A 12,430-nucleotide genomic window follows, 5' to 3' on the forward strand; every position below is an offset into this window, starting at 1 on the left:
AGTAACTTAGAAATTCTATAAGACTCCCTTTTGATCAGTTGAACTCGTGATCCAGGCACTTCTGCCATCAATCCAACGTTCGCATAATACTAAAACCATAAGTGTTACGATTTTCGCCAGTTAGTACCATTTAGTTCACATGCCACGTTCAATATTAAAATTTTGAACTCGCCTTATCAGGGGCATCGACAACTTACTCTGTACTTATCTCGTTAATCGGATATTTATTGGTCATATCGAGGGGTACGACCTCCAGGCTTGCCTGATGTATCCCCTGCATGACCAATGTCTTATTCGTGCTTAAGCCCGATTGCTTGGGATAGTAGAGTTTCAATTTATGAACACCGTAGCGGTTTGCATAGGCTTGAAGCTGGTATAGATCGCTTTGTGAAATACCCAATTTCTTATCTGATTCATCTAGTATTTTCCATTTTGCATCAGCGATAACCTCGATAGAGTTATCTTGTGCTAAAAGTGAAATGTCCGGGCGCAGCTGAAACACTGCTTGATCACTATCCAACCAATATCCAAGATTCTTTTGCGGGCCCTGCGTCCTTAACTTCAGCCCCTGTCGCCACGCAATGGGTCTCAATATCGCAGCTACCCAGCTCTCAAAGAGTCGGTTCATATCAAAAAGTAGCGATACCGCACTACCGCGACCAGCGAGCACATCAGGACTACAACCGCTAATAAACATACGACATTGCTCAACAATAGGTTGATACCGAGAATTGCATCGACCAAAAACCAGCTTTGAAAAATCTTGTTTAGCGACTGGTGTGTCGCCAACCGAATCAAACTGCATTAAAAGCTCATTCACCTGCCGCTTGGTCTCCCCTGAGCGAGCCAGCGTGAACAATACTCGAAGCGTATACTTAATTATTCGGTTAATGAGTATGTCTTCTTTTAGCTCATCGTACCGACAATAAAGGCGCTCCTTGTGATGAAAGTTTTTCTTCAATTGGACTTCAGTGATTAGCCTGCCTTTGATTACGTTTAAATTGTCCTCGAGACCAATATATTCACGCAGCAAACCCTGGGTCATTAAGGCCGCCAATTCACCGCAGAAATGCAATATGAAAATGTCTAGCACGCTGTGGCGCTGTATGTTGATGGCTGCCTGTGAACCTTTATGGCTTATTAAGAATCCAGACTTTCTTAACATCTGCACTAAGGCATGACGGGAAGCTCCAGGCTCATGTTCCCGACCATACACCTTTGGTAAGATTTCAATAGTAAGATCATCAAGCTGAATTACGCCACAAAACTGGGAAAATTTGATTGATCTGTGGCCCCAGCTCAATGCCCCAGGAGGCATATGCGAGGTGAATTTTACTAATCTATTGACATAAGACTCATCGATTGATTTTCTATCTGACGCACTTGCCGCGCTAATCGTAATAGTCTCATGTTCTATGCAACTTAGGATTTTGGCCATCTTATTGAACTTTAACTACGCATAGATTTTCCGGATCGCATCAGGTGTTATCTCCTCACGCTTCGCAACCCGGTATTCCACCTGATCATCATAATTTTCCTCGTCGAACCCCAAGACTGCCTCTTTAGTTAAAGTAGAGTGCTCGATTATCTGCGGTTCCACCGCCTGATCGCCCTGCGTAATATCCCCAAATACCAACTGAATCCGACGCCAATCGTCATAGAAATGTTCCTGAAGGAGAGGAATAAACTGATCGATGAACACCTCTCTCAGTTGATCAAAACTACGCACCCTGTAAAGGAACGCGTGCCCCAGCGTAAGATCTCTATTCAGTAAAAACCTAATCCTTTGATTCATGGTGTCCAAGAGGTCTCTGAGGTTAATTACGCCTCCTTCGCCATCTTCAATATAGCCGTCGCCCCTAGACCCCTTAATTAACCCCGAATCTGGCATCAACTCATGAAACCGAAACCTTCTACGGAGGGCAGTATCAAGCAGCGCTATTGAGCGGTCTGCCGTATTCATCGCTCCGTAAATATCTAAGTTGATCGGCACGCTAAAAGAATCGCCCGAATACGGTAGAGTCACCTGCATCGCATTATCCGCACCGGCGCGCTTATCCTGCTCTATGAGCGTTATCAATTCGCCAAATATTTTTGCTATATTGCCCCTATTAATTTCATCAATGAATAGCGCGTACTTATTTCGTTCATCTTCTTTAGCCCGCTGGCAAATTCGTCTAAAAATTCCTGGCACGACCTCATAGGAGATATCACTAGACTCATCCCCTTTAACAGGCCTGATGCCTTCGACAAAATCTTCATAGCTGTAAGCCTGGTGAAAGGTGACGAATTCAAATCGATGCGTAGCCTCACCTGCACCCGGGCCCCGGTCCAAATGATTGGCTAGATTAATCAACTCAGGACAATCTGCTCTGTAGTTATCCAACAAATACCAAGTGCTGTCTTCTTTCTTATCAAAGACCAATGGTGATCGTCGCTGAGAATACTTTACCGTCGACGAATCTTCGGCAGCATGTACCTGTAGGGTTCCCCAAACACTCTGTCGCAGATTACTAACGCTCACCTGTGCTTTTGATTTTTGAACCACAAATTCGTGATCTAAAAGCTGAGACACTGAAGCGTGACCACCAAGATTGTGTAGTGCTAACACAAGCACGTCAAACCATCGCTTGTCCCTCAACTGATCGGCAAGCCATTGCTCGCGCGAAGCACTTATTGCGGTAGCAGTGTATTCTTCCTTGAGCTTGGCGAGCTTAAAGGTTTTACCTGTGCCAGGAGGGCCGTAATAAATTCGGTTGATCGGGTAAATTCGCTTTTGGGGAGTGGTTTCTTGAACTGAAGATGGAGTGCTGAGTTGCCCCCATATTTTTTCTAGGAGGCCGGCGCTTCTTTTTTTAATCTCAATTCCCGATGCTTGCGGAAACCAGGTTTGTCCATCTATCGTTATGCGGGACAGGTCTTTGTCGGTAATAAATGCATCGTTAAATACATCTTTGATGGTGGTAAATTCAATATCCACGACTTGGTGTTTCTCTCCAGCCTCCGACTTTGATTCGTCATAGTGCTCAGACTCATAAGGCTCAGAAACTACATTTCCAACCGCAAAGATTCCTTTCGGCGATTCCCCAACACGAACTAACCAAGCCTTGTCACCAATAGAAACATGCTTGTTGACACAACTCCAAGATTGAATGATCGTTTCACCTTGCGCAACCCTCTGTATATCTTGGGTCAAGTTATCCCAAGCCCACTTCCGCGGATTCCAAGTAAAAAGCCAGTTGGTAGTTTTGTTACGATGCCATTCTTCTTCGAGTGGCGGCGCGTAGAAATCCAGCTCTTCCGATTTGTACTCTTCGGCGGCTTTCTCTCTAATTGCCTTAAAGTCCCGATCTATTTGAATAGCCGATTTACGCTTTACCCTAGAGGGTCTCTCTTGCAGAAATCCTGATACGATTGCTACCCTGTCCGTACCACCAAATACTCGCTCAAACTGATCGGGAAATAACAAATGTAAAAGCATGTGTCTAAACTGACGATTCTCACTATCCGGAACTTCCTCAAGCCAGTTCGCGAATTCCCAACCATCTGAAAGTATTTGTCTGCGTTTCTCCAGGGGCAAACTCAACAGCGTCTTGAACAATTGGATGGCATAAACAAGCTCTTTCCACCTGAAATTATTAAATCCAACTCCTCCACTACCACAGCCCCCCAAAGCTTTATCCTCAAACAGTGGATGATCTGCTGGTACAGGTGATTGACTTGCCCAGTTCCATATTGTGCTGACATTTTCCCGCTTTTTCTCTGGCTTAATATTACTCGGCGCTAGCAGAAGCACATACAGAATTTCAGCAGCAAGGAGTTTGGTGTTTTCGTTGGCTGGCTCAAGCTGGAGCTCTAGCTTATCAAGAAAATTTCCTTCACCCGTATCAAGATTCTCTACGTAATATTTAATCAGCTCGTCAACATACTCTGACTGCCAAAGATCCTTACTGCTAAATAAACTTCCACCTCCGAGTAGGCACGTGTCCTTCCACTGCTGGCTGACTTCAAAAATACGATCAACTTCGTTGTGCGGGTTATATCTACTCATCTTCGGCGCCCTCTACCCAAGCTTGGATCCGCGCGATACATTTATCTAGGTCGTCTCTGATCTCATATACCCAGAACCGCTGAACATCCCAGCCCAGCTCGTACATTCGTTGGTTTCTTATTTGATCTCGACGACAAAGCTCTCCGTCCCAATTTCGATGATAGCGCTCACCATCTACTTCAATATCCAACCGCCTGTTACCCTCAATAAGCGCCAGATCCAATAAATATTGTTCTACCGGATATTGTGGTATTGGACGAATACCTGCCTGGTAAAGCGCCTTGTAAAGGTCTATTTCCCACTCCGAAACCTTTGATAAGTCAACTGTAGTTGGATATTCAGGCCCCAAGTCGGATCGTTGCACATGCTCTCTTACTACCTCAGAGTCATCTAAGTTGTCCACGTACTTCGCAAATTCAGCCAAGTACTCAACACCACTATTCTTTGCCGCCGACTTGTCTCCCACGACAAGCAGCATGGCGCGGGCTCTCGTTATTGCAACATTGAATAGGTTGCCGTTCCTCTTCAAAAAGCCCAATGACTGGATTGCCGCCCCATTGGATACTACTGGCGAAAATACCATAACGTCCCGCTCATCACCTTGAAACCGATGTACGGTATCGCTGAGAAACTCAAGTTCATCGAGCCTATTCTGCAGCTCCCTGTCTTGGTTACAGAGATTCTTAATTTGGTTAGCTTGTGCCCGGAACGGGCTGACGACTCCGATTGAGCCTTTGTACCCTTGCTCCAATACTAGGTGTCTCAACTCATCAACAATGGCTTGTGCTTCCGGTGGATTCTCTGCACTGCCATTTGGTGGGCGGATAGTTCGCCCCGGTAAGTCGATCCAACGAACGCCAGGCGAATCTGTCTGAGGTCTCCGTAACCAGTCGTAGCGAGTGGCTACACGCAATCTCCCTTCGTAGAAGAAATTGTTTGAGAAATTAATGATATCTGCGTGGGAACGGTGATGGTCCCTCAAGTTGACTATGTCTTCTCCCCGCGCATAGGAACGCGCCATGTCAAACAAAGAGTTCCACGAATAAGCCCATTGCAGAAAATTCTCCTGCAAATCAAACCGCTCCAGGAGCTGTTGGTCCTGATGCTTGTGAATCCCGCTGATGTGGGAAAGCTGCATGGGATCACCAATCACTACCGCATTCTTGGCTCGGTACAACAGTGGTAGTGCTGAAGCAATATCACACTGACTGGCCTCATCAAAGACAACCAAGTCATAGTACGCTGCGGTAAAAGGTACTTTGCCTCGGGCCGATAAAGACGTGACCGCCCAACATGGCAGCAAATGAGAAACTTTTTCCGTTAATTCATAGTACTGGCGCCAGACCCCCCTATTGGTTTGGCCCTGGTTATTGTCCGTAATTATCTGTAGCACTGAGACGTACTTGGAAAGCAACTGACGATCATCACTGGATAACTGTGAGGGTCGCACACGCAGCCAGCTTGACCACAGCTTCCCGGAATTCACCGAGATCTCCTCCATGACATCTCGTATTGATTGATTCAATGTTTCTAGTGAATCTTCCTTTTCTAGCGCCTCCAGCGCATCAAAGTATTCTCTGACAGACTTTAGATCCTCAACACGATTTTTAATGAATTCACTGAATTTGAGCCAGATCGCAATCGATAGATCTGACGGTACTTTATCAGGTGCCTTTACCCGAATAGCTAGTAGTGGAGTTCCCCGCTCTTCACAAGAAATCGACAGTCTTTCAAATCTCGATTTTCGCAGTAGCGGCCAGGTTAGTTGAGTGAGCAACCCTTGGTGCGCTTTAGAGGCATTGATAGTAGCATTATGCAGGCCGTCAAGATCTTCCGACAGCCTGGCAAGATCTAGCGAACGGACAGCCGAAAAGAGTTTTGCGCTAAGTTTCTCACGCAAAGGTTCCACTCGTTGCTCTAAGGCGTCCACCTTATTCCGTAAATTGATGACCTTATTTTGTCGTGACTGCAACTTGGCGCTTTTCTCGGCCAATTTCTTGTGTATTTGCAAGCGTTCTTCGTACTCCCTCTTCTCATCTTGGCCAGCCGTTGCGGAGAGCAACGCTTGCAGGTAATCCTTCAACCTAACTTGATACTCATTAGATCCCATGCGCAATAACAGCGGTCGAGGACCTAAGCTGTTAACACGCGTTTCCACAACATCCACTGCCTTATTGTTCTTGCTCGCGAACAGCACTTTTTTACCTTGCCAAGCAGCGTTTATGAGCAAGTTGGTCACAACCTGAGACTTCCCGGTCCCGGGCGGACCGGTGATGATGGTCAAGGGCTGCGTCAGTGAGCTACCTATCGCTTGACGCTGCTCTGTGTTAGCCGGTAGCACCTCAAGAAGAGGTTCCTTGATTGCCTTACCCGCATCTGATTTGATATTCGAATTGACTAACGCCCCTAATGCTGTATTGGCGTAATCAGACTCGGCCAACTTGGCAAGGTTTCGCAGCTCTGTTTCTAGCCCCTGCGTATAGGGTTTACGCTCTGCAGCGAGTAAAACGGCGCGATTGTAAATTCCCGGGTCCTCCAACTCACTGATCGGTAGCTCCTCACTCAACTCCTCGGGCACACACTCTTCCCGCCAAGGCCACTCGCTACGCACTTCAAACAGCCGGCGTGCCACATCATCCAGATCGGGCGGCTCCATGCTGTCGGAATAACCTAGCTCGTCTTCCAGTTGCAGCAATTCATTCATCACCGTTGCCTGATCTGAATTGGAGAAGCGTTTGAGAACCGCCATGTTCATAATGGGGAAATCGGACGCCAAACTTGCGGCTCCTCGATTGTTTGGACCCTCAAACTCAATCGGAACAACGAAGACTGGCTGCAGCCGGTGAATCACGTTGCCCGCCTTTGAAGTAAAGCGATGAATGGAAATGGGATAGCCCAAATAGAAGATCTTGGGCGTACGGTCACGGTGCATCTTATTCAGCAGGTTTGCCGCCTGAGGATTCTGAAGGGCACCCTGGATATTGTCCTGGGGAAGTTCATTCAGCTCTACATAGTCGAAGTCTTTGTGATTACTACGCGCCCAGACACTAACTTCACCAACATCGTCTTGCCCTAGACAGGCCAGGTAGTAGCGCGCCAGATCGGCAAGGGGGGTATCTGCAAAAGTCGCTTCCGGTTTTTGGATCGACTCCGACTGGGATTGAGCCGCACTGCCCTGTGGCCACCAGCAGTATTTACTGTCCTGCTTGAATTTTCCACTTAACCGGCCGTAGAGCAGGCTGTTGACCTCCCTTTTGTCTACTCCCAGCTTGACGGCAACCTTACGCGCCGTCTGCCCGGGAGTAGATGAAAGCTCATGCTGTATTTGTTCTTCAAGCGTCATGGCGAATCATGTCCTTATGATGCAATCTGTTCTCATTTGATTCTCAATGTAATTCGCCACTTTCCAGCTTATCCCAAGCCTCAAGGACCAACCGCTGAGTACGGTACTCGCCAAACTCCTTTAGCTCTTTGTTCTTGAGCCCCCTGAACGTTTCAGAAGGGTAGTCGACTCCCATGATGTCGGAGGGATCCAGAATATAACGCAGCTCATTGCGAGATAGCCCATAGAGTTTTGCATAGTAGGCATCTAGTTCGCACTTGAGCTGATGCCGCCGAAGAGGATTGAATGCAAAAGGATCACAACTAACGCCATTTTCCTCGCTGAATACTTTTAAATCCTTGGCCGTAAAGGTCAACTCAACAACTCTAGGCGAGATGAAGTCCAGATGACCTTCCTTGTATTGATCTGGTGACAAAACTGGCAATTGCCTTATTATGAAAAAATTTAGGTGCGTGCCGCCAACTTTATGCCGAGCGACAAAATCAAAGGTCAATGAAACCAAGCTCCCAACGAATGCAGCGATCTTCCTGGCATCAATTTCTAGCCCAAGATGAGCTAAAGGGAAGCTATTCCCAACTGCACTCAATGGTACAATCCCAGCAATCACAGTCCGCTCATCTGTCGAACGGCATATGTCACGCCATCCCAATAGATATTTCGGACACCTTATTTCAAGTGCCGTTTTCACCCAATCCCACAAGTTATCCGCTTCTTGAGCTCGAAGTAGTTGAACCAAATCTTCAAGCTCATCGGATTCTAATGGGTACTGGTCAGCATTAAGCTCGGCATCCCCAGCTAGCCCTGTTGTTTCATCTGCGAACCAATCATCGGTAACAGCATCTCTCACGCCAGTCGCTGAGTGACTGGGCGGCTGCAAAATTTCATTCACTAGCGATTCCTGCCTATTCCTTCGAGCTTGTCCTGCAGCCCACTGCTTAAGCGCCTCCAAAAGCGCTTCAGTATCAACTTTCTTACAGGCCTTAATGACATCTGATGGAGCTTGCGCAGTTCGTAACGTCACTTCCCATCGATCTACCCAGTAGCGGGGCAAGGGCTGGTAATTAGGATCCTGCTTTTCCTCCAGAGTGCAATCGCGACTCGTCTCGCCATCCGTCTCGTAGGTTGCCCAACGATGATCATAGTGGTGGACCATCTTGGCTTCATAGAGGGGCAGAAATTCATCCTCACGACTCTGGCTTGCAGAATAATCAACATTGGCGTCACGCTCTTGCATCTGCTGATAAGTATGAAAAAGAGGGCTATCGTTCGACATATCAAATAGCCGGGTAAACTTCACGCCCCATGGATTCTGCGCTGGTACTTGCCTTCCATTTTCCACTCTTGCTTCGCGTATCAGCACCGGAGCAGCTCGGTAGAGCTTTTTTGTAAGCTCAGCATCCTTTTTAGATCTGAACACCGGGCAGGTGAGAGTGTTGGGGTTGATCAGCGCAAAATCATCAGCGCTCAATGTAAAACGCCTGTCTTCATCGGCCAAATGTGCAACCCGCGTGTTGAAAAATTGTAGCTCCGCTTGGGGAACGTTGTTTCCGATAGTCAGTAAACAAAATTTGTAACTTCTGTGCACCCCATCAAACAAGGCTTCTCTATTCTCAAAGTCAAACAAGCTGACCAGGTGATTCTCTATCGTCAACCAGCCGAAAAACGCCTTGGTGGAATCGTCAGTGGCGATACCTGTGGGTACGATCAGGCCCGCTTGGCCCGCACTATTGATGCATTTAGCAAAATGTTCTGAGAATAGTGCATAGAGGTTGACGTCTCCCTTTCCAGTCAACGGGAAACGCTCACTAGTGCGTGCGAACTGACTGGTGGACTCGGCTGCTTTCTTGGCACGTTGAAAGTCTTCAAAGAGTTTCTGCTCTACTGGAGAGCCGTCACTTAACTTCTTGATCAACTTGGTTCGTGCGGCAGCATTTGGGGCATTTGCTATTTCGAGACTGCGACTAGAAAAGAACTCCTGTTCCTGAAGCTTTATCCGTTCCCACGGTGGATTGCCCAGTATCACGTCAAACCCAGATTTGTCTCCATCGCCAAAAACCTGAGGAAATGCCAATTGCCAGTGGAAAAAACGATTCTCATGGGCAAGCTGCTGAATGAACTTGCTTACTTCAGGTTCCAGCGCCCCACCGCCAACAACCTGGCGCAAGTGGGCATTGGTCGGACATCGATTTGCCGTTTCCTCTGTCTTAGTGGCAAAAAAGGCGGCTGTAAAAAGGTCTTCTTTCAGCCGCGCTTTTTGCAATGCGTCACTTTTCTGCGCCTTAAGCCAGGCTTCTTGTTTGGCTTTAATCTGGTCAAGGTTGTCTTCCGGCATCGATTCCACCGAGTCTAAATCCAGTGCCTGCATACGCATAGCAACCGCGATGTCTTTTCCGGCTTGTCTGCTTGCGGCTTTTAGGCTCCGGCATGTGTCCTTGTCATCACCGGTCAAAGCATCGAACGCTTTGTCAGGTATGCCGTTCTCCAACAAAGAAGGATCAAGCACGCCGACCAATGAATTACCACACTGGATATGGGCATCGAGGAAACCCAGGGGCTTACCCGGCTCTAGCGCTTCCAACCACAATGCCGTTCTACAGAGCTCCAGAGCAAGCGGATTAAGGTCTACCCCATAAATACAATGACTGACCACCTCCCTCAGCGCGTGTCGATAATCTGCTTCGGCGGGTTGGTCTGATCCCGCCTCAATTTGCGCCAGCTCAGCCGCCAGGCGGCGGGCAGCCGCCAATAGAAAATGCCCTGACCCACAAGCAGGGTCGCAGACAGAGATTGACAGGATTGCTGTTCTCGGATCGCCAACATTCGCATCCAAACGGTCGGCAATAACGGGCTCCAAAGCGGACTTGATGAGCTCCTGAACCAGTGAATCTGGCGTGTAGTAAGAGCCGGTTAATTTGCGACTGTGACCCGATGCTACCTCTTCGTCGGAAGCATCGCCCAGAAAGCTGAACTGCCATTGCCCCTCCATGGAAAGCTGCGGGATCAATTCCAGCAGTGACTCGTACACCGAGCCGAATTCTTCCGTATCCATGTCTCGGTAGTTAATACGTGTCAGTGTCTTCTGCTGCTCGAAATAAGCAAGCTTTAGCAGTGCCCCAAACAGAGTCTTGTTATCCAACTGCAATGTTTCCAGGTCTGCACACTGCTCTTTGGCAAACAGGCCGCCCAATGCTGGCTGCGCAAGTCGTAGCTGCCCTTCAGCAAAGCCATGAAAGGTAACCAGCAACAGCTGCCAGGCGTCGTTATAGTGGTCGTGGTGGCGCTTGAGTCGAGATCGATCCCTGAGATTTGTAAGTGAGTAGCCTTTTGTATAAAGGTCTCTGGCCGCCTTATAGTTGTGCCCTTCAAACTCCATAGGTAGCAAGGCAATATCACGGTCTTCAGCTGTAAACAGGAACAAAAATCGGTAAACAAGGCGCAAAATCTGCTGAAAGTAGTTATCCAGAGAAAGCTCGCCACTGCTAATTTTGTCTCTTAGCGATTGATTTGCCGGGTGTATCACGAAGCCCGACCCGAGGATACGAAGGGCATCGGCCACACCATATCGGAGGTTCTCTAGCGCTCGTTCGCCCTCATCGAGGCCCTTGTTACGCCAAACCTCCAGCCAGCAGTTGTGGATCTGTCCTGCCCTGGGTTCACTTCTGGAAGCTTGCAGGAGAAGCCAAAATGTCGCGAAATCGGCGTAGTTGTCCTCTTCAAACATACGCGCGAAATCGATCTCGATAAATGCGGGTCGAGTGATGGCAGGATTATCTCGGAGAACGCGCAGGTGGGTGCCATTGGAGACGATAGCCCAGAGACAGTCGTCCTCAGCATTGAGGTACTCTTGCGCCAAGCCGGCGGGTGAGCGCTTGCGCCCTTCGTGGCCAAAAGTTACGTCCCCTTTGTCTAGGTCAAACTGAGCACCGCAGAGCACCAGAGGTACAGCGCCTCTATGCGCAACGTGAGTGATGGGAAAGACTCTTTTGCCGAGGGCAATTGGCTGACATTTGGTAACTTGATAACCGAGAACTTTTTCAAGTAGTGGTAGTAGCCATTCGTCGCGAGCCAATCGGTTTTGATTGGCATCGTCCCTTAGTCGTTCTCGCTGGTACTCATTCCACCGAGATTGTGCGATGCGCCAGTAACGACTCAATTCGTCATTGAGTTTCAGACCCTTCTCCACGCCATAGTCGCCAATCTGTTGGCCATCCAGCTCATAATGTCTAATGGCTTGCAATACCGGCGTGCTGATCAAGCCGCCGACTATGCGAATGGATTCTAATTGCTGAGTGTCAGTTTTCCTCACTATCCACTCCTAAAGGCAAGCAGCAATAATCGGCCAAACCGTTGCCAGATTGGCGGCAACAGACAAGGCGGAAGCGAGGTGGGAAGGTAATTCTTCTATACCCAGCAGCTTTCCATTTTTCTTCTTTATTTTCTTGCGCAACTCAGGGTCTAAATTTTGAACAATATGCCTGATCGTAATTTCTCGATTTTTAGTAATATCGTCTAGATTCCTGGTTTTAAACTGTGTTTTGGATAAGTCATCAATACGTTCTAGCACTTTGAACAAAGTTGCTAAGGGGATCGTGACTCTTTCAGCCGACTTGTTGTAGGTCGCTGTTCCGTACTCTCGAACGCGCTTTTGAAAGAAACGATAGAGCGAGGGATTGTCCAACTTGAAATAGATTTGACCTTTTTCGATACTCTCAAGCTCGAAGGTCGTGTTCGCCATAATCTCCAGGATTTCCACCCACGCGTCACCTTCCTCGTATTGGGAATACTTGAGCTCAGCTTTTTCCCAAAGCGACTTTGCCCTGGACTCCGAAATTTTGAGATCTGTGCTAACCTGAAAGGCGTCAAATTTCCTACCACAGCAATAGGTGACATAAAGGTAAACCAACAGTGCGTCTAGATCCGGTTTAGCCATACCACCTAGACCACTTAGCTCTACATAGTAGTGAAATAAGCTGTCGAGAAAAGCTGACCTGTCCGCCGCTTTTAGGTTCTTTAAAAGCAATGCCTCTGGCACAATA

At 48.0% G+C, this 12,430-nt stretch carries 5 protein-coding genes; all 5 read right to left on the minus strand.

All coding sequences use genetic code 11. The annotated features are described in order from the left end of the window. Positions 1-193: 193 nt before the first annotated feature. From R3F50_21495 to R3F50_21515, 5 genes are read right to left on the minus strand one after another with little or no spacing between them, the layout of a single operon-like run. Positions 194-1,438 (minus strand): McrC family protein, encoded by a 1,245-nt coding sequence (locus R3F50_21495; GenBank protein MEZ5492860.1) that lies wholly within the window; start codon positions 1,436-1,438, stop codon positions 194-196. Between the two features lie 15 nt (positions 1,439-1,453). Then, entirely contained in the window at positions 1,454-4,051 is a 2,598-nt protein-coding gene (locus R3F50_21500; protein ID MEZ5492861.1) for an AAA family ATPase, read from the minus strand. Further along, positions 4,044-7,394, minus strand: coding sequence for an AAA domain-containing protein (locus R3F50_21505; protein MEZ5492862.1), 3,351 nt, complete (start codon positions 7,392-7,394; stop codon positions 4,044-4,046). Before R3F50_21505 ends, R3F50_21500 begins: the two co-directional genes overlap by 8 nt. A gap of 43 nt (positions 7,395-7,437) precedes the next feature. Beyond that, a complete protein-coding gene (locus R3F50_21510) occupies positions 7,438-11,700 on the minus strand; it encodes an N-6 DNA methylase (protein ID MEZ5492863.1) in 4,263 nt (1,420 codons plus the stop codon). 9 nt (positions 11,701-11,709) lie between these two features. Continuing rightward, complete coding sequence (locus tag R3F50_21515) at positions 11,710-12,426, minus strand: hypothetical protein (GenBank protein ID MEZ5492864.1); 717 nt, start codon at positions 12,424-12,426, stop codon at positions 11,710-11,712. Positions 12,427-12,430 lie beyond the last annotated feature (4 nt).

This window comes from Gammaproteobacteria bacterium (assembly GCA_041395725.1).
In the GTDB taxonomy this organism is placed as follows: Bacteria; Pseudomonadota; Gammaproteobacteria; order Pseudomonadales; family Pseudohongiellaceae; genus NORP240.